The sequence below is a fragment of the Fuerstiella marisgermanici genome, from assembly GCF_001983935.1.
GTDB classification, from domain to species: domain Bacteria; phylum Planctomycetota; class Planctomycetia; order Planctomycetales; family Planctomycetaceae; genus Fuerstiella; species Fuerstiella marisgermanici.
This window is the reverse complement of the sequence record NZ_CP017641.1, coordinates 5,824,807-5,850,367: the sequence shown is the minus strand read 5'-3', so window position 1 is coordinate 5,850,367 and position 25,561 is coordinate 5,824,807. Positions and strand designations below refer to the sequence as shown.

Genomic DNA, 25,561 nt, shown 5'->3' with positions numbered 1-25,561 from the left:
AAGTGAAATCGTTAGACGTAGTGGTATTCGCCAGGATTCCCGCCGGCAGGATTTTCAGCGAAATTCACCACTCCCTGATGATGCGGATGCACCGTTCTTGTCATTCTTGCCGTCATCGATTTGCGGGGACGGAGCGTAATCTGTAGCCTGCTGAGCAGTAACGGAATCTTTGACCAGCTTGCACCAAAACCCCTAACCTCGAAGTACATTCAAATGTCACGCCGTGGCGAAATGTTTTCCGGCCTGTCTGTGGCCCTTGTCACTCCAATGAACGCTGATGGCTCACTGAATGAGGCCATGCTGCGGAAACTGGTCGATATGCACGTCGACGCCGGAACGAATTGCCTCGTTCCTGTGGGCACGACTGGCGAAAGTCCGACTCTGACTCATGCCGAACACGATCAGGTGATCAACATTGTCTGCGAGCAGGCGGCTGGACGAATCAAAGTGATGGCGGGAACCGGTTCAAACTGCACGGCAGAAGCCATTCGCATGACGAAGAACGCGAAGGATGCGGGAGCTGACGGGTCTCTACAGGTGGCTCCATACTACAACAAGCCGACTCAGGAAGGCTTTTTCCAGCACTTCAAAGCCATTGCGGAAGCTGTGGACATTCCGGTGGTCGTCTACAACATTCCGGGGCGGTCTGCGAAGAACATCGAACCGGATACGATTTGCCGCATGGCCGAAGCGTGTTCAAACGTGGTTGCCGTGAAGGATGCCACAGGCACCATCGACCAGGCATCGCAGATTCTGGCCGCGTCCGACCTGACGGTGCTCTCCGGCGATGACAGCATGACGCTTCCGTTGATGTCCATCGGCGGCAGTGGAGTGATTTCAGTGGCCGGCAACATTGTGCCGAAAGATGTGCTGGCTTTGGTTGCCGCCTTCCAAGTTGGCGACATCGCGAAAGCGCAGGAATGGCACCACAAGCTGTTTCCGCTTTGTCGCGACATGCTGGGTCTGTCGACGAATCCGATTCCCGTCAAGGCGGCCATGTCACTTATCGGCATGGCATGCGGTCCAGTACGTTTGCCCATGACGGAACTCACCGACGCAGAATTGGCCTCGCTTAAGACCACGCTTAAGAATTACGGCCTGATTTAAGCCGGGTAGCCTCGGCGGGCGGTTGACGTGGGAAGCGGATGACGTTTGTGGGCTGAACCGCCTGCGGTGGTCTCGTTGGTTGCTGGGAGGAGTGGCGGCTACAGCGTGGCTGAAGCTCGCGTTGCTAAGGCGGAGTAACTTGGACCGAGGTTGCTCTGTCAGGTATGTCTGCGGTTTACTCACCACTAAATTTGTGACTGCCTGGGTCTCAAGCTGCGTCGCTATTGGCGATTCCGCTCGGCGGTGTCAGAAGCCAACCATGCTAAACGGTGGTTCTTGAGAGCTGGTTTACGGAGTCGTTATCTCTGGCGGCCAGCGCGCAAGGCCGGCGAATTTAGCTCATCAGAGTTCACCGTAACGTCACGCCAACCGCCCGTCGGGACTGTCCGACTATTTTTTGGGAGCGGCCAGTTGTCGCAGACGTGCACCGCTGCGTTTGGCGAACAGCTCCTTGGTGCCGTCTTCCGTGAAGCGAACGCCAACGCGAGTCGGCTTGTTCGTTTCGGGGCAGATCAGCTGGCAATTGGAAGCGTCGATAGGCAATTCCATGTGCAGACGACCGCCCTGTGGGCTCTTAGGATGTCCGCGTCGTACGTGCTTGTACACCTTATGGACGCCCTCAACGACGATTTTGCCCTTCTTCAGGTCAACGGAAAGAACGGTTCCGCGCGTGCCTGCGTCATCTCCGGCGACGACTTCTACCGTATCACCTTTGCGGATCTTCATTTCCGAAACTCTCGTAACTTGTGGTGTAATCTAAGCAAGAATGAGCCATCAGGCGGCTCACAAAAAAATCCGAAGCGGGGAAGGATGACGACTTTAGCTTTCGGAATCAAGCCAGCATTGCCAATGTTTTCCCGGCTTCCCGGCAATGGAACGTCTGAGCCGTCATGGTGTCCGTCTTATTTTACCAGCAGCCATGCAAACAGTCCGCGAGCGATGTGCATGCGGTTTTCGGCCTGCTGGTAGACGATGCTTTGTCCTCCGTCCATCACCTCGTCAGTGACCTCAAGCCCCCGTTTGGCAGGTAAATCGTGCATGAATTTTGCGTCTGAAGGCGCTAGTTTCATTAGATCGGCATTCACTTGGAAGGCCCCGAAGGCTTTCTTGCGGCGTTCCGAATCTTCTTCCTGTCCCATACTGGCCCACACGTCGGTGTAAACAATATCGGCCGATGTCACTGCCTGTTTGGGGTCTGGTACCTGATCCACATCGGCTTTTGGGTAACGTTGCGTAAGGTCCGACAGGAATGCGGCTGGCATTTCGTAGCCCGCCGGAACCGCCAGCGTGAACTTCATCCCCGTCATCGCAGCAGCAATCGCCAGCGACATCGCAACATTGTTGCCATCGCCTACAAACACCAAATGAGTGCCACGCAACTCGCCCCGCGTTTCCTGTATGGTCAGCAGGTCGGTCAAAGCCTGGCAGGGATGTCGTTCGTCGGACAATGCATTGATGACGGGGCAGCTGCTGAATTCCGCAAATTGCTCGATCAATTGGTGAGAAAACGTCCGCATCGTGATCACGTCACTGTAGGAACTTAGTACCGTGGCGACGTCCTTCAGCGATTCGCGGCCATTTAGCCCCGCTTCCGCCGTCGTTAGAAAAATTCCTGCTCCGCCTAAATTTACAATAGCAGCTTCGAAGCTATTGCGAGTTCGCAGGGATGGCTTTTCGAACAGTTGAGCCAGAACGCGGCCGGGCAGCAATTGGGGGCGTTCGCCGGATTTGTATTTCGATTTCAGGTCAGCTGCCGTCGCCAGCAGTTCCTGCAATTCGTTGGAGTTGAGGTCATACAATGATGTCAGGTGTCGCGTCATCTGAAAACAGCCGGTTGGTGCCAATGTTCTGCGTTGTGCCGTCGCATCGGCAAGCGAATAAAAACAAAAACGACTGAGGCAGCTCGTCGAGCCATCTCAGCCGATATGGGTTTGTGTTTGTGTCGTCTTAGGGGACGTATTCTGAACTTAGGACACGGCCCGCGCTAATTCAGTGAGCCCCGTTTTTTCGAAAATTCACGCGGGAAGCCAAAGTTGCTCAAAAATCAGACGGCGGAGGCTGGCTATTGCCAGCGAATCTCGATTTTTGACAGCTTGCTAAGCCGCTCGCCGCAAAAACTCGGACGTCGCTGGCATGTCGCGTTCGGAACTTCGTTGGGGTTCCGGGAATTTCAGGGCACTCAGGCCAAATTCTTTCATCTGCAACGAATTGCTGTAAATCGGGTCTCGCCAATCCCCAACGTGCCCGTCGCGGACGGCTTCTACCATTTCGAGCACACCCTCAGAAACATCAACGCTGGCTCGAAAGCCGAGCGTTGAGCGAATTCGGTCGAATGAAACGCGGTAGCTGCGCGGGTCGCTGTCGTCGGACGATTCTTCAACCTGCGTGCCGGGCACGTGCTGAGCCACCATTTGGCCGAGTTCGCTAATCGTGTAGTTCTGGCTTTCGTCGCCTACGTTAAACGTTTCGTTACCCACCAGTCGCAGCGGAGCTTCCAGGCACAGGTGGCAGGCTCGCGCCATGTCTCGCACATGAATAAATGGGCGAGCATAGTGGCCGTTGAAAACGGAAATTTTCCCGCTGGTCACGGCCTGAGCACTAAACAGATTTGCGACCAGGTCGAAACGCGGTCGATGTGACAACCCGTATGCCGTTCCGAATCGCAGCAGTGTTGGTTGAAAGACGTCGTCCGCAGTTTCCAGCAGAGCTTGTTCGGCGTCAATTTTCGTGGTGGCGTACAACGATACGGGATTCAAAGCTCCGCCTTCACTGATTTCGCCTTTGCCGTCCGCCGCGCCGTAGACGCTGCATGTGGACGCAAACACGAAGCGTGAAATCCCGTTCGCTCGGGCCATCTGAGCCATCATCCGAGCGGCCTGATAATTGACCGCGATCGTTGTGTCTTCATCAATCGCACAGGCCGGATCACCCACGATGGCCGCCAGGTGAACGACGGCGTCCATGCCTCGCAGTGCCTTCGTAACGTGTTCGATGTTGCGGAAATCGCCCTTCTGAACCTGCAGGCGTTTGTTGTTAAGCAAGTCTGCCAATGGTTCGAGGCCGAACAACTGCAGGTCGAGAACTCGAACCTGGTATCCGGAACTCAACAGTTGCCGTACCAGTTCTGAACCGACGTAACCCGCTCCGCCAACCACCAGCACACTTTCGATCTGGCTGTTCCCACGGTGTTCAGATTTTGGAATCAATTGAAAGTACGACGAAAACGATCGCCGAGAAACTCTCGTCAGCGCTAGTCCGCCGAACAGCATGGCCCAGGCTGGGATGCCCAGTTCCAATGCCGGTAATGGTCGGCCAAGTGCGAGGGCGCCGAACAGAACCTGCAGGACGAATCCGGCAATGCAGGTTTTCGCGGCCGCGATTAGTCGGTCGTGAAGTCGGCCGCTGGGAAGTGGGCGGTAGAAACCAGTCAGGGCGAGCAATGCGATGGCGGTCAGCCCGAACCACGCCGCGTTGACTGCGAAGGAGGCGTTCACGCGTTGAGCGACCGAGCCGATCGGGTCCGCGGATGAAAGCTGGCGGCTGGTCACAAGGCGACACAGTGATGCGGCAATCAGCGCGACGTTGGCGATCGCGAAGTCCACACCCATCCGAGACAGGACGGCCTTTCCGTCAGCATGGCCGAACAGTCGAAATCGCAGCGAACTGCCCACGGGGTCTTTCAGAGCTGGCGTTCTTGTACCCACACTGAATTCCTTCGAATGAATTTCTGTGACTCGTTGTCCGGAAGATCAGCAGTGGCCGATGATCGACACCCGCCAAACTCTAAGTTGCAAAAGCGACCGCGAGAACGGTCTTTGATTTCGAGCTTCCGTCGTAGCTGAAGCCGACGGTCTTCCGGTTATGATGCTGCGCAGGATAGTCGTCACTTTCGATTGGTAGCAGGGCAATTCAGTAGCTGAATGGTCGCCACCTCACTGCAAAATGGACAAAGCTGCAGGATTGGCCGCTCTCGTGTCGAGTTGAAACAATGGTCGGCAGAATTTGCGCATTTCTGCTATCATGCGGCCCTTCTGAGAACTGCCGTCCGGCAATCCTTCCACTCCATTCTCCAACGACAGCAAACATGGCACTGAACAAGAAGCAAAAGAAGCAAATCGAAGCGCTTAAGAATAAGATGCAGAAGGCACAAACGCTGCTTTCCGCCGCCAAGAACCAACCTGACGACCCTGCCGACGTGCCGCGACTGGAGAAAGAAGTGGCCGGCTACCAGGCGGAAATCGAAAAAATCAAGAACGCCTGATGTGGCTGAATCTTAAGAACCCCTAACAAAACCTGTGTGGCCGCGTTGTGATGACAGTGGTCGAGATGCAAGGAAAAGTGACGAGGCGACAGATGTCGTCGAGGAGCGCTGACGCCGCAGATCGGCTGCTGTCGTCGCAACCCTCCGGGCCGCTTGTGGTTCCGCCTCAGGCGGCGTCGTTCGTCGTCGACGACATTTGTCGCCTCCTCCTCACTTCTTGCCTGAAACGAAACCACAAACGTCGCGGCTCACACAGGTTTTGTTAGGGTTCTAAGCCTGCTTAGAGCTGTCGAGCGGCAACGCTCTTGTTGAGTGCAGCGTGCACACTGTTATTTCTGAAGTGAATCAGGATGGCCTCATCGGACTTCGAAGTCGCGCCGCCAACAATCATCGTGGTGCATCCCAAAGAACGTCGCAGCAAATGTTCTGTCGAACCGCTGCGCGGGCGAGACGATTTTCACTTTGTGAAATTCCCCGACCCGGTGGACTTGCCGCTGGACGGCTACATCCGGCTGGGACTCGGCGGGCCAGAGCTATCGTCTGAAGACGCCGCCGCCGGATTACTTGTTTTGGACGGCACGTGGAAGCTGGCCGCAAGAATGGAACCGTTCTACAAGCACGTTCCGGTTCGAACATTGCCCGCAACCGCGACGGCGTATCCGCGCGTGTCGAAGGTGTCGCAGGACCCGACAGGTGGTCTTGCCACCGTCGAAGCCGTCTACGCGGCGCTGCAAATCATGCAGCGGCCGATTGACGGAATTCTGGAGGACTATTACTGGAAGGACCAGTTCCTGAAGGTGAATGGCTGGGAATAGCCGACCGTGGCCAATTATCACCAGCGCGGTGTTTATTCCTGTTCGTCGTCCGGGCTGTCGACAAGACTAAACAGTGTCAATTCCCACTGAAGTGTGATTTCAGAGTGTGATTGGTCGGTGTGAATTTCGAGACTCTGAGTGCTGAATAAACGCTGTAGCGCCTGAGTTTTCGACAACAACGCCTGAATGCTTTCAAAGCTGCCACTTACCACCAATTCCAGTGGCTGTGATTCCAATTCGTACGGCGTCATGTACTCCTCGTCGTCAAACCGATTGAAGTCACCATCAGACAAGGGGTTGTCGTCCTGCATGCAGCGGCGGTGCGACCGCTCACCGAGTGTCAGGTTTCGCAGCCGGCAGTCGGAAGTCCTCACGAGCTCCACGATCTGGTCGCGGAATTTTTCTGCCTGGGCCGCGTCAATCATTTGAGCTTCGAGCCCGCCGGTTTCGTTGCGGCAATCCGCCAGCATGTTCTGAAGTTGCTCGACCGTGACTTCCAGTTCGCCAACTTCTGATCGCACGGTGTCTGCTTCGAGCCTGCGATTACTCTGTTCAAACCAGGCATTGGCCAGCGGCATGACCCCAACGATCGCAATTGTCACGGCTGTGCAAAACAGCAAGGTGCGATTCGCTGAATGGTTCATGAAGGTATGAAATTTTGATTTAGCCATGGTTGGGCTCCCTGGCATTGGCCGAACGGCGTGATTTGTCCGTCGCTGATTGTTCTGCTTGGGTGTCCGTGTACTGCGGCACCGAAGCACGGCCGTTGACGGGACGCACGATGGCGTCGACGTTGAATTCAGTGCGAGACTCCGATCCGGTTTCCGAAGACCTGGTTCCGGACAGTGACGCCTTCAAAATGACGGGCAGCTTTTCAAGATGGTCGACGAAGTCATACACGTCTTTCTCTTGAGGGCACGAACCCTGAAGCTTCAGTGTGCCATCATGCTGCAGGCTAATCCCGGCAAGGCCGGCGTCATCGGCGAGGCAACTGCCGACGTATGTCAGCAGCCGACTGATGTCTGTGTGTCGCACCTGCCGATCGATCGCCGACAAGTGAGCGGCTCGATCCCGCAGCATTGTGATGTCTCGCAAAATGTGCTTTCGCCGTTGATCCAGTTTGCGATGACGTGCGATGGCTTCCGGGTTCACGGCGGCAAGCCTGCTTTCTTTGGCGGTGAGGCCGCTAAGCAGAACTCCGAGAATGACGGCCGCCGCCACAGGCCACAAGGTCCGCGCCAGCAGCTGCCACAGAGGTCGTGATACCTGCCGGTCTAGCCCCTCCAGCAGGTTGGGCCGCCCATGATTGCCGGCCGTGTTTTCCGCAGAATAAATTTCAGCCATCACGGCTGCGTATTCCGATGCGTCTGACTCGCCAGCGAGGCTGCTCTCTGACTGCTCCAGTTGCTCCGCAATGCTGTGAACGTGCAGATCGGAATCTGCGAACGCCGCCTTCAATAGGTGAGCGGCCTCAGATGTGCCACAGAAAAACAGGTTCTGCAGATGCCGGTTCTTTGAAAGCGCGTTGCGTTGATAGAAACGCTGCATCAGTGCGATGCGGTGAGCAACGTACGAGCAGATTTCGCTGTCGTCCATGTTGCGCACGGGATGAACGTCCATCAGAAGCTGGCCGTTGTCGATGATGGCCAGGTCCACGCCCGTCTGTCGATGACGGATCAACAAACCGGCTCTGCAATCGGTTGGGTAGTGACGGTTGACGAGTTCCCCGATCACGGCAATCGACGCTGTAACACTCGTGAGTTGAATACCCGTGCGGCCTGCCGCGTTGGAAAGTGTTTCCAGAGTTCTCTGGTTCGCGACGGTCAGTAAGCCAGTCACGGAACCGTCATCCGTTTTTTGAATGTGCCGAGCAGCCAGTTTTCGCCCGTGCCCCAAGAGCAGGTATCGTGAACACCTCGCCTCCAATTCATCCAGTCGGTCGTTCACAATCTGTTCAGTGCCGCGAACATATCGAGTCACGCAGTATTCACCGTCGAGTAGAAATCGGACGGCCTGTCCCTGCAGGTTTTCAGCTTTGACGATTTTTTCAAACGCCATCGTGAGTTCCTGAAGACCCTGGTCAGAATTCAGAACAGCGGCCTGCTGACGCCACGGATACGTGCGGCAGTGAGTTGCTCGGATCGCGCCTCTTCTGTCGTTGACGACAACGTGAATGGAAGAATGCCGCAACTCCATCGCGACAGTTCGTAGCGGAACCGCTCCGGTAGACGACTTGCTCATCGCACTAACCTCCCTGCTTTCCAAACGCATCATTCACCACCATGGTCCGCCGCGCATGAACGTCACCGACGAAGCCGTCACTGGAAATGGTGGCGATGCCCTTTTCGTTGATGCTTACACTCACGGTGTAGCCGCGCGGGGTTCCCGTCGAAACAGTGCTGCCCGCATCGGTCCATTTCAGGACTCCCGACATCGGTTTCGACAAGGTTGGTTGTGTTACGGCTTTCGTCAGCACTGCATTAGACAGCACCGCTGCGACAGGGCTTGATGGCGACGCGACCGTCGGCGGCTTCGCAAATATGTCCGGATTCAGCCCCAGCGATTTTGGGTCGAACTTCAGGATGCTGGTCACGTGCTGTATGCCGGCATCAGCAACGTACGTCGCTTGTTCGTGTTGTTCGATGGCTGACATTGTGTCGGCCTGAACAGACAGCGAATTCAAAATTCCCAGGACCATCAGCGACACCAGGCCGCTGACGAAGATGCAGATCAGCATGACCGTGCCGCGCCGATGGCCGCATGCCATTGCCGATTGGTCAACGCACCGGCGCAGGCTGCACGGCCAGTTTCTCGGACGGCAGGATTGTTGGCGGCGATCCATTCGGTTGACCTTGACTGCGAAGCCAGACCCAGCACTCTGCCGTTCTGGTTTCATCGTTCTTCTTTTTGAGTTTGACCGTGGCCGTGCAACGCACGCAATGAATGCCGCTCGCCAGTGTGGCGGGAGTTTTCGCGTCGGCGGCATAGCCCTGAAAATTCAAGCTGTGAATATGCTCGGCCAGAACTCCCGTATCGCCGCCTCGAGCGCACATCACGGTTTCGCTTTTGGGATCGTGTGTCCATCGCTGAACTTGCCCGCTGCGATCGCGAAATTCGAGGACTGCTGGATATCCGCTGCGCGATTCCAGCGTCAGCAGCGATTGAGCGGATCGCAATTCTCGTGAAGCGTGCCTGAGCGTTCCGTGCAACGAGTTGATTCGCGAACTGTGGTTGTCAGTGAGTTCCCAAACCTGCCGACTGGTGTGCAGCATGCCGACGACGGACGTCATTAGCAACGCTGCCAACGAACACGCCATGGTAACCTCCAGCAGCGACAGGCCGGATCGCTGAGCGCGCTTGCAGCAAAGTTGTTTGTGGCGGTGTGGTTTCATGAGTCCGTCCGGGCGACTTTGCTGTAGAGCTCGAACCGCGATTCCTGCGTGTCGATGCGGCGGTTTTTGTTTGCGTCGTGCCAAACCGTGACGGAAATGCCCATTAGCTGTTTCGGTATGCCGCCATAATCAGAATGGTCGGATCGGATGACTCGGTATCCCAGCGTCTCGGTATTGACAGACGTTCTTCCTTCGATCTTCAATGCCCGAAACGTCAGCGCGGCGTCCGCCATTTGCTGTTCGAGCAAACTACTGCACGCCGTGGCCATCTCCTGCCGAATCACAATTCGGTTATTGACGTTCATGCTGCGGCGCATGATGTTGACGGAAGGGACCAGAACCAGCGCCGTGACAATGCTGGCGGCGATGATGTCCAGCAGTGCGGAACCGTTTCGTTTTCCGGGTTGTGTCTGAATATTCATGGCGGTCAATCGCGGACAACGATCACAGTTCCCGAAGCACAACCGTACCAGTCACGGGCACGACACTAATTTGCCAGGTGCGAGCTTCCGCAGCGAGTTTGATTTGGCAAGCCTGTACGGCGTTACCTTCTGCGGCGAATTCGACAGCCTTCTCTGAAACGCTGACCGCTGTTCCGTCAGAAAATCGAATCGGTTGTGTGGCTCGAGCTTCCACACCATCGCTTCGCCGACGATATGGCACAAATCCCACGATGCGGCTGCCTTCACTAATAAAGCGAATCCCGTGCGACTCGCCCGATTTAATGGCGAGTCGACGGGTTTTAGCAAGCTCAAGCCTTAATGACTGAGCCTTCGTTGCGGTCTCGACCGTCGATACCGCCGCGATTCGAAAACCGGAGGCGGAAATCGTGGCCAATGCGGCCATGAGTGACAGTGCAGCAATCACTTCCAGCAGCGTCAGCCCGTGGCGAGGAGTCCGTTTCATCAGGAGAGTTCAATCCTGTTATGGCGTCGGAGCGTAACGATTGACGACGGTCAACTGCTTACGGTCAAACGTGTAACGACCACCAAAAGGTGTTGTGAAGTTGGCCGATTCGACATAACCACTGTCGGCCAGTTGCTTCATGTTGGCGGATGGCCACGTGCCGTGTTCAAGATGATAGGCCTGGCACTTGCTGTTAAGTTCCGCCATGTTTGTTTGGTCCATCTTGGCATTGGCTTTACCGCGCAAAGCCGATAGCCCAGTGACGCTGGCGGTGGCGACGACGGCGATGATGACAATCGCTGACATCACTTCCATTAACGAAAAACCGCGACGTTTCTTCTGGGTTGCCTGAGACTTCTTCAACATATTCCTATTCCCCCTCGGACTAAGATTTCTGAAACACGTGGCTCTGTGCTGCTCCCAATTGGCGGCACGAATTCCGGAGCGCGTGATTCGGTGTTTGAGCGCTTGCTCGATACCGGCAGCGGCCGATCCGCTTTTGCCCATGTCAGTGAAAAGTTAGGTCGCCATTTATCGGACGCAATAACGGTTTCCCCGACCTTTTAAGGACTATTCCATTGCGTTCAGCATGTCGAACATCGGCATGTAGATGGCCATCACAACGCAACCGATCAGAAACGCCATCGCGACGGTAAGCAGCGGTTCGATTAACGAAACCGCCGAATCGACTCGCTGTTCCAGTTGTTGCCTCAGGTGCTTGCGAACGCCGTGAGTCGCATGGGACAGGTTTCCGGTCTGTTCGCCGACGATCACGAGCTGGCTAATCGTTGGCGGGAACATGTCTGGATGACGGCTTAGTTCTTCGCTGAGTTTCTGGCCACTGCGGACGGCGGTTGTCAATTTGGCGATGACCTTCCGCATGGCTCGATTGCTAATGCCGTCTACAGACGCATGAATGGCTTCAACGGGAACAAACCCGGAGTCCATCATCACGCCAGCAGTATCGATGAACTGAAGCACGGCATAATCGCGAATCCAACGGCCAACAATCGGAATACGCAGCGCCATGCGGTCTGTGAATTCGGCAAACTGAGGCCGTTTGCGCGACTGACAGAATAGACCCCACAGCCCCGCTACCGCCAGAACGACCATCCATCCATACGCATACAAAAATCGGCTGGTGCCGCTGACGAACTGAGTGATCAGCGGCAGGTCGGTGCCGGATTCGGCGAACGCGGTTTCGAATTCGGGCACCACGACAGTCATCATGAAGATAATCAGCCCTGTTCCGGCCAGCAGGATCATCGCGGGGTAACTCAGCCGCTTCAGGATTGTGCGACGCACATCGCCGCTGCGTTCGAACTGGCCGCTGATTCGGCGTAGCGTTTCGGGCATGCTGCCGCTGCGTTCTCCGACTCGCACCTGGCTGATAATCAGCCGGTTAAATGTTCGAGGGAAATCGGCCAGTGCTGAGCTGAACGGTTCCCCGGTATCGATCTTGCGTCGAACGGCGTTCAGTATCCATGCGTACTTTCTTAATGAAGGCTCCGCTGACAACGTTGCCAGCGCCTTCGGGAGTGACAAGCCGTTCTCCAGAAGCATCGCCATGTTATGAATCAAGCTCGCCAGCACCGGCTGTTTCATGTGAAACTTTAGCGGGTCGCGGACATCATCCCCAAACTTGACGCTATGAAGTTTGTCGCGAACGCTGGCCAGAAGTGAACGGGCTTGAGGTTTTGTGGTGAGAATCGTGGACATGGTTCTTAGCTGCTTGTTTTGTAGTAAACTTCTTCCAGCGTCGTCCTGCCGTCCAGCACCAGTTGCAGGCCGGAATGCACAAGGTCATGCATGCCTTCCTCCAAAGCGACTTCGCGCAGCTTTGTATGTGGCAGCCCGTTTTCGATGGCTTCCGTCATACGAGGCGTGATGACCATCACTTCATGGATTGGCAGGCGCCCGTGGTAACCCGTGCCCAGACAGCGGTCGCACCCTGCCCCTCGAAACATCGGCGCGGTCACGGGAAGCCCGACGCGGCCGAAGGTTTTCTCAATCAAACTTGGGCTCGGTTCGTCGGGGACCCGACAGTTTGGGCAGATGCCTCGGACCAGTCGTTGAGCCATACTCCCCAGCAAAGCGCCTCCGATTTTGAATGAGTCAATTCCCAAATCGTTTAGCCGCGTGATGGAACCAACTGCATCGTTAGTGTGCAGCGTGCTGATCAGCAGATGACCCGTCAAAGCGGCCTGGATGCTGGTGGTCGCTGTTTCGTGGTCTCGAATTTCGCCCACCATGATCACGTCCGGATCCTGACGCATAATAAACTTCAATGCGTTGGCGAAACCGATTCCATATTCACTGTTTGACTGCACCTGATTGATACCGTCCAGTCGGTATTCGACGGGATCTTCGACGGTGACAATATTGCGTGCGACAGAATTCAGCTGTCGCAGCATGGCGTACATCGTGGTTGACTTGCCCGAACCGGTGGGGCCCGTCACGACGATCATGCCGTGAGGCTTTTCCAGCATCGTGTCGACTCGCTGCCGATCAGAATCCGAAAAGCCGATGGTGTCCATCGCAAATACGTTGCCGCCTTCGTCCAGCAGTCGCATGACCACTTTTTCGCCGTCAATCGTAGGCACGGAACTCACGCGAAAGCCGACGCGCTTGCCGTTTTCTGTCACGGACAGCTTGCCATCCTGCGGGCGGCGGTTTTCGGTGGTGTCCATGTCGGCCATGATCTTGATGCGAGCCACCATGGCATCTTCAATGTGGTTCGGAATCGTCATCACCTGCTGCAGTTCGCCGTCGATTCGATAGCGAACTCGCATTTCCGGATTATGCGGTTCCAGGTGAATGTCGCTGGTGCCGGCGTTGATTGCCCCGGTCAGAATGGCCTGCACCAGTCGCACCACCGGAGCGGATTCGTCTTCTTCGGCGATTGCGGCATCGTCGACAAGTTCGTCCGACTTTTCCCGCAAGTCGGCGAGTTGCAGGTCGACGACGGTTTGCCGAGCGACAAGGCGATCGTCAAATCCGAAGTCGATAGCGGCTGTCACATCGGAAGCCATTGAGACCACGGGTTCGATGGAATAGCCGGTCATCATTTCCACTTCGGAAATCGTTTCGATGTCGTCCGGGCATTCCATTGCCAGCGTCAGTCGTTCCTGAGCAACCTCCAGCGGCACGACCAGGTTCTTCCGCGAGAATGATTCCGGGATTAATTGAATGATTTGCGGTTTGATCGTCTGCGGCGTGAGCGTCCGGTATTCGACGTCAAATTGTTCAGACAATGCCGAACCGAGTTGCGCGGTGTTGACTAGGCCGCTGGTTAGCAGCCGTTCGCCCAGCCGTCCGCCGCCACCTTTCGAGAGGATCTCATCCAGTTGAGATTCGTCGAGGTGTCCCTGGTTCACCAGGATGTCGCCCAATCGTCCGGCCATGTTGCTGCGTTTTCTGTGTTGAGTTTATTCCTGAACCGCGACGACTCGGCCATTGGCCAGCAGCGATTCCACTTTGTTTTCCAGTGTGGCCGGATCGAACGGCATGATCAGATAGTCGTCAGCGCCGGCTGAAAACGCGTTGCGTACGGATTCGCGACTGGAATCCGGTGAACAGATTAGAACCGGAATCGCAGCCGTGCGTTCGTTGGCTCGCAGACGACTGGTGACTTCGAAACCGTCGATGCCAGGCAGTCGGCTTTCGACCAGCAGCAAGTCCGGCAACTGCAGTTCGACCGATTGAGGAACGTCTTCGCCACGTTTGAGCGACACGACGTCATAGCCGAGCAGCTGCAAACGAAAGCTGGTGATATCCGCCGTTTGCTGATTGTGCTGCACCAGCAGAAGGCGCGGACGTTCGTAGTCCATGATGTATGATCCTGATGCTTCACGGCAGAGTAAACGTGATATGACGGACGCAACGGAATGATGCGTTTCGTAAACTCTGGCGTATGCAACGGCCTCTCGCAGGGGCAATCCTTCCAACTACGTGGAAGACCCCATGCAGTTTCTCAAGCCAGAAGTCGATCCTGACGAAGGGCCTCGGTTTGCCGACGCAATCGCGCGTTGGATCGTGACCGTGTTTCCAGGGAGGGGTAAATGCGTACGAGTGGAAGATCCTCAAAGACATCAGGCGCACGCATCGCGCGATGCGCGGTGATGTGGATCGTCTGTGCGCTGCCACTGCCAGCCTTTGGCCAGCAACAGGTGGCCAAAGCGAACGCGCCTGCCGGCTATGAAGAACTGCTTTCAAAACGCGGCAGTCTGACGGTTCGTGACATGAGTCTTTCGGACGCGCTGTTTACGATAAGCGAAACGTGGGGCGTGAATCTGTTGTTCGGGAAAGACATCGCCGGTGATGTTAACGGTGTGTTTCGCGACGTCACGTTGCGTGAAGTGTTGGATTCATTGTTGCTGGCCAATGGCTACGGCTATCGCCCGCGAGGACAGAGTCTCATTGTGATGACGCTGGATGAACTCGGCGACACCAACGCCATGTTGAAAACGGTCGCAATTCCTCTGCCCGGCAGTCAGGCCGACGATATTGTTGAAGCCGCTCAGATGTTCCTTTCGCCGCAGGGGAAACTGCAGGTGGTGCGTTCCGTCGATTCACTGATGGTCAGCGACTACCCGGAAAATATTGAAAAAGTTCGCACGTTCATCGACTCTGTGCGGTCATCCAAGACTCACGCCGGTCCGAACTCTGACGAACAGATCGTTCTCAATCCCGTGCTGCCACAGCCGCAGGGGATGGCTTTGCTGCCATCGGCGGGGCAGGAAGAATCCATTGCCTATTTTTCTCCGAAGTACACTCAGGCAACATCGCTGCAGGAAGCCTTCGAATCGTTTCTGGGGCCGGATGCTCGCGTGGTTGTCATTGAACAGGAAAACCGGATCGCGATCGTCGACCGGCCGGAAGGCATTCAACTGGCGCGGCGTATTTTTGCGGAACTCGATCAACCCCGCGAACAGGTGCGAATCACGGCTTTGATTTACGACGTCAATGTCTCGGAACTCGAAAAACTGGGGGTCAACTGGACTCACAATATGAAGGGCGGCTTTGACGCAGCCGGCAACCCTCAGCAGGTTTTTGGCGGCAAATTTGGTCCGTTCACCGATCCCACAGACGGCGCCTTCACAATCGGCAACGCGGTCGGAGCAGCGACTGATGCTGCGGTGGATTCAACCGCGTCAACCACAACTTTGGGAGCCGCCCGGTTGATGACGCTAAGTCGGCACTTTGACCTCAGCACCGTGATCACCGCACTGGACCAGACTGACGGAGCTCGTCTGTTGGCCGACCCATCTGTCACAGTCCTTGACCGTGAAGAAGCATCGATTCGGATTGTCACTGAGATCCCGATTCAGCAACTCACCCAAACTGAAGCTGGTGGCCAGATCGGCACGACCAGCTTCCGCGATGCGGGCGTAACGCTCACTGTCACTCCGCAAATTGGTGCCGACGGAACAATCACGTTGCAGGTCAGTCCCACGTTCAGCGTGTTGTCTGGCTTTTCAGAAGGTCAGCCGATCATCGACAGCCGGGAAGCGACGACAACGGTCCGAATCGCAGATCGTCAAACGATTGTGATCGGGGGGCTGCGGCAGAGGACAGAGGTCGAAAACGTGACCGGCATTCCGAAACTCATGCATATGAAACGATTCGGAAAGCTTTTTCGTTCACACACCACAACGGTACGTGAGAGCGAGCTGATGGTGTTTCTACGGCCGGAAATCACGACGCCAACGGAAGTCGGCACAGATCGGAATGCGGCCGGGTTGTGTGCAGCTCATCAGGCACTGTCGCGGCTGAATTGGCCGTCTGACGTGCCCGTCATTCCGTCCTGCAACGATCCACACTGTCCCTATCATTACCCTCGGCCACGAATCGCTCGGCCGCCGGCAACGCGGCAAGACGATCACGCGATAATTGCCAACCCCGAGCCACCGGAAATTCATCTGCCTCCGTTTAATGCACCCGTCGACGGAGGCACGACAAAGCCTTCTCAACTGCAGCCGAGCCCACAGCAATCGTTCGATTCTTCCACGATCCCGCAGCCAGATGACGCATTGGAACAGCCGTTTCCGATTCAGAATTCGTCCTCCGGTACGGACCGCCGCTGGCAGGAGTTCCTGGCGATTCAGCAGGATTCCGGCGTGACGCAGGTGAAGGCAGAAGTGGTTCAACAGGAAGCTGTACCGGACGCCGACGCCAGACCGGCACGACCAGTAATAAAGTCGTCCAGCCAATGGCCGGACTGGATGCGTTCGCTGCGTGAGCCGTACGTGAATCGCCGTCGGAAGTAGACGGCGCCACGTCGTCAATCAATTCGCCGACAACGCCAATTGTCGACGCAGTTCGCCCTGTTGCAGCGTGACGAGCGGCGGATTGATGCTGATGACCTTCAAGCCGCGCAGTTCCTGCTGCTCAACCACGATCGAAGTCTTGCCATCGATCGACAAAATTGCCTTGGGTTGATCAACGTAAACGAAACCCTTCAGGTGAACCGACTCCGCCTGGCCACCTTCACCCTGCGCCGGGGCGAGAAACGGATTTGTGCGATGCGGATACGGAGCAGGCGGCGCTTCGGCTTCTGAGACTGGCAATGGCTCCGTGATGGCTACCGGAACCTGCTCAAAGTCCACGTCGAACTCCGCAACGGCTGCTGGCGCTTCGATCGAAGGCATTGAACAACCGGGGAAAAATACCACGGGCAAAAGCGCCACCCCATACATCGCGAAGCGAAGTGAGTGCGCGTTGAATGCTGCAATTGTCGTGTCAATACGCATAGCGTTGCCTCAGAAAGTGTGAACCTACGGGAATATAGGTCGCTGTTCTGACGGCGATGCAGTGTTCTTTCGGGTTGATGGTAACCCCGCCCAACTGAGTTCCGTCGGGAGCTTACAGGCACCTTGAGGACGCATTGGTTTGCCGAGCCAGCCGCATTGATGCAGCGTGTCTTCGCCTTGTTCAATAAGAACCGGCACAAAGCTGGTGTGCATGCTTCCTTCACGCCAATGCTGCGTGGTTTTGTTGAGGTTGGCTTAGGCTCTGTAAGTTACCCATATTCCACAAGCCATAAAAACTGCACGAGCGGCAGATTTGGAGCAAAGATTACAGCCATCATAAACCGATATCGACGAAAGCAGACTATGTTTTCACATGGTCGGTCAGGTCAGCGATGTCGTAATGTCGTCTGTGGACGGTCTCTGGACCGTGCCTCGACATCGAAAACCTGCCGGCGACTTTGCAAAGGTCCGGTTCGTATGTTCCGTCCGAACCTGTTCCGATCACTGATCCTGATGAGCTTTGCTCTGACTTTCTGTTCAGTGAGTCAGGCGCAGCACCCCGGTGGCCACTGGCAAATGCCCGGTATCCACGCGCCGCAGTCTCAATATCAGGCTCCGATCCTCGATCATTACACCGGGTCGAAACCCGCGTTGTGGGACGATCAGCAACCAGTTGAAAGGCTGTTTGGCGAAATTGCCAAACGCAGCTGGATGCGGTTCGAATACCTGCATTGGAACGTTAGCCGACCCGGCAGCGTGCGGGTCGGGGCTCCGTTGACTGACGTGACTGACCCACTGATTGTGTTCGACAATCAGAACGGCACGCCAGCCGGTGAAGCCGTGATCCCGAATCTCGGCAACCTGGGGCTGGATGACACTCGCGGCGTTCGAGGCACATGGGGCCTTGACCTGGCCAACGCCGACTTCGAGCTACAGTTCTTCGGCACAGAACAGAACTCTGACTCGCTGAGCCGTACCAATCTGTTTGCTGGTCGCGACACCGGGGCTGAAACGATTGGTACCACAGCGTTTCCGAACGTTGCGATTCCGTTGCTAAGCGGTGGTGGCGTGGCCAGTGCTGATACGGCCAACTATCTGATCTTTGACGACAGTTTCAGCACTTCGATTCATACCCAGATGTGGGGCGGCGAAGCGACGTTTCTGTCGAAGCCATACGTTCCCAATGCGGACACGTCATGGCAGTGGCTGGGCGGCATTCGCTACATCGCGTATGAAGAAGAATTCCGCAACCGCGGCGTGAACAGTTCTGGTGGGCTGGACACCCCTGTCGTCACAACGTTTGGTGGCGATACGATTAACAACATGTATGGCCCGGAAGTCGGTGCTCGCATGGCGATGAAGAATCGCTGGTTTTCGCTAAGTGCGACGCCGCGAATCGCGTTCGCATTGAACGACTACTCGGCCAACACTCAGTCGTCACCGCTCGGCGTCGCGGGTACCAGCTACTCAGAATCCGATATCGACTTCACGCCGATTGTGCAGGTCAGCTTCACGGGTGAGATTCATATCACGCCGAACTTTTCGATCTTCGGCGGCTACGACTTCATGTGGATCTACCGCATGACTCGTCCGTTCGACAACATCGCGTATGACAGCGTTGCTGGCGAAGCTGGCGGGTTCGTTCCTGATCTCCGTCAGCAGGTCGATCTGGAATCGTTCTACACTCGCGGCCTGAGTGTCGGTTGTGTGTTGCGATATTAACCACAGACGCGAAATAGATGTGACACAACAGAAGCCCGGCTTTTCGAAAAGCCGGGCTTCTTAGTATTCGCCTTTGGATCTCGAGGCATCTTCTTAAAGTCCTGCACTAAGTATGTTTGGTATTCTGAACCTGCACAAGCCGCAAGGCATGACCTCGCGAGACGTGGTGAACGTGGTGCAGCGGATCGTGAAACCCGTCAAAGTTGGTCACGCCGGGACACTGGACCCCATGGCGACCGGCGTGTTGCTGGTCGCATTGGGAAAAGCCACAAAGCTGATTTCGCGATTGCAGCAGTCGCCCAAGACGTACGTTGCAGATTTCGTGCTCGGACAACGATCCGACACCGATGATGCGACCGGGGCTGTCGAAAACGTACCCACCGAAGCAGTGTTCACAGCGAAGCAGGTTGAAGACGCCCTGCAGACTTTCGTTGGGACGATTGAACAAGTTCCGCCCGCGTTTTCTGCTGTAAAGGTGAATGGTCAGCGAGCCTACACGAAGGCTCGCCGGGGCGAAGACGTGACCCTCAAAGCGAAGCCCGTCACCGTATACGGCATTCAGCTTCAGCAGTTCGATTGGCCGCGATTGCGAGTCACCATTGAATGCGGTTCCGGCACCTACATTCGATCCATCGCGCGGGATCTGGGAACGCAACTCGGTTGCGGCGGCCTAATGAGTGCTCTTGAACGCACGGCGATTGGCCGGTTTTCCGTTGAGGACGCCATCGATCCGCAATCGCTTTCAGCAGATAACCTTGCATCTCAGCTCGCCAACCCAATTGATGTCGTCGCCGGAGTGGCTCAGTACCGTTGCACGGAGCATGATGAGTCGGAAATCGTTCTGGGCCGGAACATTGTCGCCGCGAAAACGCGATGGGTTCAGCCATACAAGGCGTCCGACACCGAAGTTGCTTTGGTGTCGAGTGACGCGACTCGCCTCTTGGCGATGGCGGAATACGATGCGGCCAGTCAACGATTGCAGCCGCGCACGGTGTTTGTCAGCAAGGCGTCAACGTAGCGGTTTCGCGAATAGCCGGACGGCCGGTCAGCGACCAACGTGGCTGCCGTCTGCGATCGTTTTCGGACCCACAATGTGAGCGTGCGGGCCAATGACGCAGTTGGCTCCGATGGTGACGTCGCCTTCAATCACGCAACCCGGATTGATCACTGTGTCGCTGCCGATCGCAACATTGATGTCGATGCTGGTTTGGGTGGGGTCAACAATCGTCACGCCGCTAAGCATGATTTGGTTGAGGTGCTCACGCTGAATGTGGCTTCGAACTTCAGCCAGTTGAATTCGATTGTTGACGCCGATCGCTTCTTCAATCGTGAGGCTGCAACTGGCGGCGACCTTGTGCCCGTCATCCATCAAGATGCGAGGACAGTCCGTCAAATAGTATTCTGACTGCACGTTGTTGGGTTTCAGCTTCCGAAGGGAACTCAGCAGCAGCTGAGTATCAAACGCGTAGCAGCCGGTATTGATTTCTGTGATGCGGCGTTGGTCTTCAGACGCATCTTTGTGTTCGACAATGCAGTCGAAGTCCCCACTTGCGGTGCGGACGACTCGACCCAGCCCTTCGTTATTTTCAGTGTCCGCTGTGCCGATCACGCAGGCCGCTTTTTCAGATGCCTGAGCGTCCAACAGTGCTTTCAGCGACGATCCCTGCAGCAACGGTGTGTCACCCGCCAGAATCAGCACGGAACCTTGATGCGATTTGAGTTCCCGTTCCGCCATCATCACCGCATGGCCCGTCCCGTTTTGTTCCACCTGTTCAGCGAAGACCACATCGGAATGGCTGGCCAAAGCTTCTCGCACCAGGTCCGCCTTGTGCCCCACGATGACGACGCTCTTCTCCACACCCGCTGCGCGAGCCGCGTCGAGAACGTAGTCGATCATCAGACGACCGCAGACGGGGTGCAGCACCTTTGGCGTTTCGGATTTCATCCGAGTGCTTTTGCCGGCGGCCAGGATTACAGCAACGGGAGCAGTCATTCGTGGTCTCAGGAATCTCTGGATGTGTTTACAGATGAAGGCGTGCGGGGAACAGCGCTGCGATAACCGGCGGCTGGCGTATTGCTTCTTGCAGAAGCAGGATTAATCGATCGAACGATTAGTATCGCCAACCCATTCGTGCGATGAAGCCGCTGTCGGGCGAGAAGCCAGTGTTTAACGGGCTGTCATAGATAACATTGCGTTCGAAGACCCAACCGCCTTCCAGAAACCACGACGAACTGCCATTGTCTGTTCGTATGCCCAACACCGCTCGATAGTCTTCCAGTTCCGCCTGGTCGATGCCGCCTGTTGTTTGGACTTCGTACGCTTCGACGTGATATTCGGCTCGAGCGTACAGCCAGGTGGAACCACCCGGTCCGTTACCCATGAAGACGCTGACCATGCTTTCTGGATACATCAACCGCCATTCCCAGAAGTCGTCGCGGTAAACCAGACCTGCGTAGGGAATTACCCTGTCGTCAACGCGGTCCCAGTAAGCGGCTCCCAGAACGATATCCCAATACTGATTGGCTTTGAAAATAAACATGCCGCGACCGTCCAGCTGGAACGCGTCCTGGCCCAATGAGCCGGCAAAATCGGTGTTAATCGAAGGCGTGATTCCCAGACTCATACTGATCGGTCCGGCGCTTGGTGTTTCCAGTTCGAAGTCAACGCCGAAGTGAAAAGCTTTGCCCGGCAGCCCAGGACCGGCTCCGGGGCCGTCCCAGTTTCTTAGGCGAAACTGATTTGTCCATGTAAACATCCAGCCCGGCATGAACGGGCCGGTGTAAGCCATATCAAAGTCCGCACCGAATTGTTCGAAGTCGCCTGATGAGCCCGGGCCAGCATTGCTTTCCGGCATCCATTCGATATCCAGGCGAGGCTGCCAGCCCTGTCGATAGGGCTGAGGGCCTGTTGTGCCGGGCGTGCTGAATGGCTGGCTCAACCCACCACTGTACGGACTTCCAACGGAACCGGAGCTGTAAGGCGAATACGGCGCGTAGGGAGCGTTGCCGAGACCTGGATCCTGCACAAATGGATCCGGACTGATCGGTGGCGAGAACGCGTTCCATGTGGATGGTTCAGGGCTGGTGGGGATGCCAAACGCGTTCGGATCTGTCGGATAAGAGCCGAACGGCACTGAATCAGACGGGACCGAACCCGGCGGCATGCTGTAGGTTTGCGGTGCGGGGTTGCCCATTGGGAAGCTGCCTGCGGGCGGCGTTCCGATTGTGGCACCACCGGAGGCACCCGGCGGCAACGGCACGCCATCGCCGGATTGAGCTCGGAAGATGGTTTCCGGGCTGGACACAGAACGAAACATCGAACGGACCAATGGTCCGCGCGGTCCGTCGAACAGGCCCGCCGGAGCGGACGCCGATACCGTGATCAGGCACGTCAGAACCAACGCAGCGGCCCGCGTTTTGTGGCGAAAATGTGTCTGTAGGTACGCGCAAAGTGGATTCACTTTCAGCACCCTGTTTAAAGCCATAAGGTGGGATCGAGCGACCGTTGGGGAGCTCGAATCGGCCGAGGTAACTGCATGGAATCTGCAGCTAGCCTCCGCCATGAGAGGTTTTCAATAGTTTCTGCCGTTTCGCCGATTCTCGTCAACACCAGGTTGAGCAAAGCAGCACAAACTGCGCTGTCTAAGAGCCGAAATATGCCAGACACACGGCCTTCTTCGGCGATTCCTGCCGCAGCGAGGCGAGCGACGCTCCTTTCTGCAATTATTGCCGAAGGCGGCAGAATGCTGCTTTTTTCGGTTCCGCACACAACGCCGCCACCCGGGGCCGCGAAAAAAACGGAGCGCACGTACTTCCATCCGGGGAGCCCTACGCGTGAATTCTTGAGCTTGACCGGATAATCTGCTGGTGCACACAGCCGACCATTTTCGCTTCTGCCGGAACATCAACATGCAACATTTCGGATTCCAACGCTGTTGCGCACTTCTCGCAATTTGCGCGTGCCTCGCCACAACCGCTTTCGGTCAGACGAAACGAAACGTCCTGCTGCTGGTGTCCGATAATCAGAGCTGGCCGGACTGCGGTTGCTACGGAAACTCAGACGTGCGAACGCCTGGCATTGACCGCCTCGCGTCGGACGGCGTGAAGTTCAACTACGGGTTCGCCACGACGGCGTCATGCGGTCCCAGTCGAGCGGTCCTGTACACCGGGCTGTTGACTCCGGCCAACGGTCAATATGGACACGGGCACGGCGTGCATACGTTTGTCCTGAATCCAAAGACCGAAACCATCTTCACGCGGCTCAGAAAAAAGGGCTACCACACTGCTCTGCTTGGCAAGCAACATACCGTGCCGAAAGAACAGTATCCGTTCACGTATAACCCGAAGCTCAACAGCCGCGATGTGATGCGGATGGCGGAAGCTGGCAAGCAGTTTATTCAGCAGGCAAAGGCCGCAGAAAAACCTTTCTTTCTAACGATGGGCTACAGCGACCCACATCCCACGTCGCGCAATGCTCCAGGCTGGGGTATCCGGAAAGACTTCGCCGGCATCACACCCGAAGAATACGATTCGCGAAAGATCGGTGTGCCGTCTTACCTGCCTGACAAACCTTGGGTGCGCGAAGGCCTTGCAGGTTACTATCAGTTGATCAGTCGCATGGATGCAGGAGTCAATCGCATGCTGGACGTGCTGGAAGAAACAGGAACCGCCTCAGAAACGCTTGTGATTTTCACCAGCGATCACGGTTCGTCAGAACCCGGCGCGATGGCCAATCACTACGAACCTGGTGTGCGAGTTCCCTTCATCGTGCGGAACCCGCGAAAGAAAAATCGCGGCACCGAATGCAACGCGATGGTGACGCTTGCCGATATCGTTCCGACCATCGTCGACTGGACAAATACGGCTCGCGACACAGACCACTACGATGGGCGCAGCTTTCTATCGGCGATGAACCAGGAATATCCTGCGGGCTGGGACGAAGTGTTTTTGAGCCACGTCTGCCACGAAGTCACGATGTACTACCCCATGCGAACGCTACGGACTCGGCGCTATAAGCTGATCTGGAATATTGCATGGAGGCTGGAATTTCCGAATCCCATCGACACGCTCAGCCGCCAAACATGGATTCGCACCATTGACGACGGCGAAAAAACCATTGGCCCTCGCACCGTGAAGCAGTTTCTGTTTCGCGATGAATTGGAACTATACAATTTGCAAAACGATCCCGATGAAATCCACAACCTCGCTGCGATGCCGGAACACGCGGCCGTCCGCGATAAGCTGCTTGCCAGGTTAAAGCAACGCTGTCATGCCACACCGGATCCGTGGTTGGACCGGCACCAACTGCCCAGCGGCGATTCCTTTGGGCGACACGCCACAATCGCGAGAAAGGACAGCAAGTGACTCAGCACCCTTCTCGTATGGGCCACGTTCCACCGATCGTGACACCGGCCAGTTCGCCGCCGATCTTCCAGACGACGGCCTTTGACATTCCCGATTTGGACGTGCTGGCCGCACTCCACGCTGGAACGGCCGATGGCCACATCTACACGCGCGACAGCAATCCGAATCACAAGGCGCTGGCCGAATCGATCGCTACGCTCGAAGGCGCAGAATCAGGAGCCGTCTTTGCATCCGGCATGGGAGCCATCGCAGCTGTCGCGATGACTCTGGCAGGCACTGGTGACCACATTTTGGTGGGCCGTTCGCTGTACGGTATTACTCTAAAACTGATGCGGCGATTGCAGCAACAGTTCGGTGTGGACGTCAGTTACTTCGATGCGACCGACGCTGCCTCAGTCGCTGGCCATCTGCAGACGTCCACAAAGTTCTGCCTGATCGAAACGGTCTCCAACCCGCTGCTGGAAGTCGCTGACATTGCATCGATTGCCAGCGCACTCAACGGTGTGCCGCTGGTTGTTGACAGTACCTTCACCACGCCGGAGCTGATTCGCCCGCTGGAACATGGAGCGGAAATCGTAGTCCACAGTGCATCGAAGTATTTGAACGGTCACGGCGACGTAATGCTGGGCGTCGCTGCCGGATCGGCGTCTCACATGCGTGCCGTGCGAGCCACCTCAAGCGTGTTCGGACAGAATGCCAACCCGTTCGAAAGCTGGCTGACTCAACGCGGCCTGCGCACCCTGCCACTGCGAATGCAGCAGATTACGAAGACAACTTCGCAACTTGCTGAATTCCTGTCACAGCACCCGGCCGTGGCAACGGTGTATCATCCCACGCTAAGGCACCATGGAACTCACCGGCTGGCCACAGAACTGTATCCAGACGGCACCGGTGGAATCGTTTCGTTCGCGTTTCGGGACGGCGGCAAAGCGCGAGTCAATGCTTTCATGCAGGCGGCTGAGTCCATTCCGTTTTCGGCGACGCTGGCAGACGCTCGCACCACGATCTCTCACCCCGCCACAACGTCACACGGCTTCATGACGAAAGCAGAACGAGCAGACATCGGCATCACCGACGAACTGGTAAGAATCTCCGTCGGCCTTGAACCCATTGAGCAACTCAAGCCTGAACTCGACGCGGCGTTGAACTCAGCCAGCGGTTACGCCGAATCTCGCTGACATGTGGCCGCAGGCCAAGCGTTTCGGACTATGAAGGCTGTTCACCACAAGCCCGAATCGTTCA

Annotated in this window: 24 protein-coding genes; 8 read left to right on the top strand and 16 right to left on the bottom strand. The window is 56.4% G+C overall.

The features are described from left to right. Nucleotides 1–213 precede the first annotated feature (213 nt). Entirely contained in the window at nucleotides 214–1,107 is an 894-nt protein-coding gene (gene dapA, locus Fuma_RS21920; RefSeq protein ID WP_077026007.1) for a 4-hydroxy-tetrahydrodipicolinate synthase, read from the top strand. Nucleotides 1,108–1,497: 390 nt separating this feature from the next. Here the strand turns inward: dapA and rplX are convergent, their stop codons facing one another. From rplX to Fuma_RS21905, 3 genes are all read right to left on the bottom strand, one after another. Continuing rightward, on the bottom strand, nucleotides 1,498–1,833 hold the full coding sequence (rplX, locus tag Fuma_RS21915; protein WP_077026006.1) for a 50S ribosomal protein L24: 336 nt from the start codon (nucleotides 1,831–1,833) through the stop codon (nucleotides 1,498–1,500). A 176-nt stretch (nucleotides 1,834–2,009) separates the two neighbouring features. Continuing rightward, nucleotides 2,010–2,927: an ornithine carbamoyltransferase gene (gene argF, locus Fuma_RS21910; RefSeq protein WP_077026005.1), complete on the bottom strand. Its 918-nt coding sequence runs from the start codon at nucleotides 2,925–2,927 to the stop codon at nucleotides 2,010–2,012. Nucleotides 2,928–3,203: 276 nt separating this feature from the next. Further along, nucleotides 3,204–4,811: an NAD-dependent epimerase/dehydratase family protein gene (locus Fuma_RS21905; protein ID WP_077026004.1), complete on the bottom strand. Its 1,608-nt coding sequence runs from the start codon at nucleotides 4,809–4,811 to the stop codon at nucleotides 3,204–3,206. 380 nt (nucleotides 4,812–5,191) lie between these two features. On the opposite strand from Fuma_RS21905, the gene Fuma_RS35600 reads away from it, so the two are divergent. Both Fuma_RS35600 and Fuma_RS21900 read left to right on the top strand, forming a co-directional pair. Next, on the top strand, nucleotides 5,192–5,368 hold the full coding sequence (locus tag Fuma_RS35600) for a hypothetical protein (RefSeq protein ID WP_169929131.1): 177 nt from the start codon (nucleotides 5,192–5,194) through the stop codon (nucleotides 5,366–5,368). A gap of 350 nt (nucleotides 5,369–5,718) precedes the next feature. Continuing rightward, nucleotides 5,719–6,183, top strand: coding sequence for a DTW domain-containing protein (locus Fuma_RS21900; RefSeq protein ID WP_077026003.1), 465 nt, complete (start codon nucleotides 5,719–5,721; stop codon nucleotides 6,181–6,183). Nucleotides 6,184–6,215: 32 nt separating this feature from the next. Here the strand turns inward: Fuma_RS21900 and Fuma_RS21895 are convergent, their stop codons facing one another. The 10 genes from Fuma_RS21895 to Fuma_RS21850 all read right to left on the bottom strand — a co-directional run bounded on the left by Fuma_RS21895 (nucleotide 6,216) and on the right by Fuma_RS21850 (nucleotide 14,311). Further along, on the bottom strand, nucleotides 6,216–6,854 hold the full coding sequence (locus Fuma_RS21895; protein WP_077026002.1) for a hypothetical protein: 639 nt from the start codon (nucleotides 6,852–6,854) through the stop codon (nucleotides 6,216–6,218). Further along, nucleotides 6,847–8,424, bottom strand: coding sequence for a hypothetical protein (locus Fuma_RS21890; protein WP_077026001.1), 1,578 nt, complete (start codon nucleotides 8,422–8,424; stop codon nucleotides 6,847–6,849). The genes Fuma_RS21895 and Fuma_RS21890 overlap by 8 nt, the downstream gene beginning before the upstream one ends. A gap of 4 nt (nucleotides 8,425–8,428) precedes the next feature. Next, nucleotides 8,429–8,950 (bottom strand): hypothetical protein, encoded by a 522-nt coding sequence (locus Fuma_RS21885; protein ID WP_077026000.1) that lies wholly within the window; start codon nucleotides 8,948–8,950, stop codon nucleotides 8,429–8,431. 10 nt (nucleotides 8,951–8,960) lie between these two features. Continuing rightward, nucleotides 8,961–9,575 (bottom strand): PilW family protein, encoded by a 615-nt coding sequence (locus Fuma_RS21880; RefSeq protein ID WP_077025999.1) that lies wholly within the window; start codon nucleotides 9,573–9,575, stop codon nucleotides 8,961–8,963. After that, nucleotides 9,572–9,997 carry a hypothetical protein gene (locus Fuma_RS21875; protein ID WP_077025998.1) on the bottom strand — a complete coding sequence of 142 codons (426 nt, stop codon included), beginning with the start codon at nucleotides 9,995–9,997 and terminating at the stop codon, nucleotides 9,572–9,574. The genes Fuma_RS21880 and Fuma_RS21875 overlap by 4 nt, the downstream gene beginning before the upstream one ends. 22 nt (nucleotides 9,998–10,019) lie before the next feature. After that, nucleotides 10,020–10,481 carry a prepilin-type N-terminal cleavage/methylation domain-containing protein gene (locus tag Fuma_RS21870; protein WP_077025997.1) on the bottom strand — a complete coding sequence of 154 codons (462 nt, stop codon included), beginning with the start codon at nucleotides 10,479–10,481 and terminating at the stop codon, nucleotides 10,020–10,022. Nucleotides 10,482–10,499: 18 nt separating this feature from the next. Further along, a complete protein-coding gene (locus Fuma_RS21865) occupies nucleotides 10,500–10,847 on the bottom strand; it encodes a competence type IV pilus major pilin ComGC (protein ID WP_077025996.1) in 348 nt (115 codons plus the stop codon). A 204-nt stretch (nucleotides 10,848–11,051) separates the two neighbouring features. Continuing rightward, the gene (locus Fuma_RS21860) at nucleotides 11,052–12,200 is read right to left on the bottom strand and encodes a type II secretion system F family protein (protein WP_077025995.1); all 1,149 of its coding nucleotides are present in this window, start codon (nucleotides 12,198–12,200) and stop codon (nucleotides 11,052–11,054) included. Nucleotides 12,201–12,205: 5 nt separating this feature from the next. Beyond that, nucleotides 12,206–13,885: a GspE/PulE family protein gene (locus tag Fuma_RS21855; RefSeq protein ID WP_077025994.1), complete on the bottom strand. Its 1,680-nt coding sequence runs from the start codon at nucleotides 13,883–13,885 to the stop codon at nucleotides 12,206–12,208. Between the two features lie 24 nt (nucleotides 13,886–13,909). Further along, a complete protein-coding gene (locus Fuma_RS21850) occupies nucleotides 13,910–14,311 on the bottom strand; it encodes a response regulator (protein WP_077025993.1) in 402 nt (133 codons plus the stop codon). Between the two features lie 291 nt (nucleotides 14,312–14,602). Between Fuma_RS21850 and Fuma_RS21845 the strand changes: the two genes are divergently transcribed. Continuing rightward, complete coding sequence (locus tag Fuma_RS21845) at nucleotides 14,603–16,750, top strand: type II secretion system protein GspD (RefSeq protein ID WP_077025992.1); 2,148 nt, start codon at nucleotides 14,603–14,605, stop codon at nucleotides 16,748–16,750. 18 nt (nucleotides 16,751–16,768) lie between these two features. Here Fuma_RS21845 and Fuma_RS21840 read toward each other — a convergent pair whose 3' ends face one another. After that, on the bottom strand, nucleotides 16,769–17,131 hold the full coding sequence (locus Fuma_RS21840) for a hypothetical protein (protein ID WP_145944302.1): 363 nt from the start codon (nucleotides 17,129–17,131) through the stop codon (nucleotides 16,769–16,771). A gap of 579 nt (nucleotides 17,132–17,710) precedes the next feature. On the opposite strand from Fuma_RS21840, the gene Fuma_RS21835 reads away from it, so the two are divergent. After that, the gene (locus Fuma_RS21835; RefSeq protein ID WP_077025990.1) at nucleotides 17,711–18,955 is read left to right on the top strand and encodes a BBP7 family outer membrane beta-barrel protein; all 1,245 of its coding nucleotides are present in this window, start codon (nucleotides 17,711–17,713) and stop codon (nucleotides 18,953–18,955) included. A gap of 112 nt (nucleotides 18,956–19,067) precedes the next feature. Beyond that, entirely contained in the window at nucleotides 19,068–19,973 is a 906-nt protein-coding gene (gene truB / locus Fuma_RS21830; protein WP_077025989.1) for a tRNA pseudouridine(55) synthase TruB, read from the top strand. 27 nt (nucleotides 19,974–20,000) lie between these two features. On the opposite strand, the gene Fuma_RS21825 is transcribed toward truB, so the two are convergent. Both Fuma_RS21825 and Fuma_RS21820 read right to left on the bottom strand, forming a co-directional pair. Beyond that, on the bottom strand, nucleotides 20,001–20,948 hold the full coding sequence (locus Fuma_RS21825) for an NTP transferase domain-containing protein (RefSeq protein WP_077025988.1): 948 nt from the start codon (nucleotides 20,946–20,948) through the stop codon (nucleotides 20,001–20,003). 118 nt (nucleotides 20,949–21,066) lie between these two features. After that, nucleotides 21,067–22,416, bottom strand: coding sequence for a hypothetical protein (locus Fuma_RS21820; RefSeq protein WP_145944301.1), 1,350 nt, complete (start codon nucleotides 22,414–22,416; stop codon nucleotides 21,067–21,069). A 448-nt stretch (nucleotides 22,417–22,864) separates the two neighbouring features. Here Fuma_RS21820 and Fuma_RS21815 point away from each other — a divergent pair, with 448 nt between their 5' ends. Then, nucleotides 22,865–24,319, top strand: coding sequence for a sulfatase family protein (locus Fuma_RS21815; protein WP_145944300.1), 1,455 nt, complete (start codon nucleotides 22,865–22,867; stop codon nucleotides 24,317–24,319). Then, entirely contained in the window at nucleotides 24,316–25,497 is a 1,182-nt protein-coding gene (locus tag Fuma_RS21810) for a trans-sulfuration enzyme family protein (protein WP_229360705.1), read from the top strand. The genes Fuma_RS21815 and Fuma_RS21810 overlap by 4 nt, the downstream gene beginning before the upstream one ends. Nucleotides 25,498–25,561 lie beyond the last annotated feature (64 nt).

Bases quoted from the DNA above. Each gene is read 5' to 3' on its own strand.
- dapA (WP_077026007.1), top strand. From the start codon at position 214: ATGTCACGCCGTGGCGAAATGTTTTCCGGCCTGTCTGTGGCCCTTGTC.
- rplX (WP_077026006.1), bottom strand. From the start codon at position 1,833: ATGAAGATCCGCAAAGGTGATACGGTAGAAGTCGTCGCCGGAGATGAC.
- argF (WP_077026005.1), bottom strand. From the start codon at position 2,927: ATGACGCGACACCTGACATCATTGTATGACCTCAACTCCAACGAATTG.
- Fuma_RS35600 (WP_169929131.1), top strand. From the start codon at position 5,192: ATGGCACTGAACAAGAAGCAAAAGAAGCAAATCGAAGCGCTTAAGAAT.
- Fuma_RS21900 (WP_077026003.1), top strand. From the start codon at position 5,719: ATGGCCTCATCGGACTTCGAAGTCGCGCCGCCAACAATCATCGTGGTG.
- Fuma_RS21895 (WP_077026002.1), bottom strand. From the start codon at position 6,854: ATGGCTAAATCAAAATTTCATACCTTCATGAACCATTCAGCGAATCGC.
- Fuma_RS21890 (WP_077026001.1), bottom strand. From the start codon at position 8,424: ATGAGCAAGTCGTCTACCGGAGCGGTTCCGCTACGAACTGTCGCGATG.
- Fuma_RS21885 (WP_077026000.1), bottom strand. From the start codon at position 8,950: ATGGCATGCGGCCATCGGCGCGGCACGGTCATGCTGATCTGCATCTTC.
- Fuma_RS21880 (WP_077025999.1), bottom strand. From the start codon at position 9,575: ATGAAACCACACCGCCACAAACAACTTTGCTGCAAGCGCGCTCAGCGA.
- Fuma_RS21875 (WP_077025998.1), bottom strand. From the start codon at position 9,997: ATGAATATTCAGACACAACCCGGAAAACGAAACGGTTCCGCACTGCTG.
- Fuma_RS21870 (WP_077025997.1), bottom strand. From the start codon at position 10,481: ATGAAACGGACTCCTCGCCACGGGCTGACGCTGCTGGAAGTGATTGCT.
- Fuma_RS21865 (WP_077025996.1), bottom strand. From the start codon at position 10,847: ATGTTGAAGAAGTCTCAGGCAACCCAGAAGAAACGTCGCGGTTTTTCG.
- Fuma_RS21860 (WP_077025995.1), bottom strand. From the start codon at position 12,200: ATGTCCACGATTCTCACCACAAAACCTCAAGCCCGTTCACTTCTGGCC.
- Fuma_RS21855 (WP_077025994.1), bottom strand. From the start codon at position 13,885: ATGGCCGGACGATTGGGCGACATCCTGGTGAACCAGGGACACCTCGAC.
- Fuma_RS21850 (WP_077025993.1), bottom strand. From the start codon at position 14,311: ATGGACTACGAACGTCCGCGCCTTCTGCTGGTGCAGCACAATCAGCAA.
- Fuma_RS21845 (WP_077025992.1), top strand. From the start codon at position 14,603: ATGTGGATCGTCTGTGCGCTGCCACTGCCAGCCTTTGGCCAGCAACAG.
- Fuma_RS21840 (WP_145944302.1), bottom strand. From the start codon at position 17,131: ATGCCTTCGATCGAAGCGCCAGCAGCCGTTGCGGAGTTCGACGTGGAC.
- Fuma_RS21835 (WP_077025990.1), top strand. From the start codon at position 17,711: ATGTTCCGTCCGAACCTGTTCCGATCACTGATCCTGATGAGCTTTGCT.
- truB (WP_077025989.1), top strand. From the start codon at position 19,068: ATGTTTGGTATTCTGAACCTGCACAAGCCGCAAGGCATGACCTCGCGA.
- Fuma_RS21825 (WP_077025988.1), bottom strand. From the start codon at position 20,948: ATGACTGCTCCCGTTGCTGTAATCCTGGCCGCCGGCAAAAGCACTCGG.
- Fuma_RS21815 (WP_145944300.1), top strand. From the start codon at position 22,865: ATGCAACATTTCGGATTCCAACGCTGTTGCGCACTTCTCGCAATTTGC.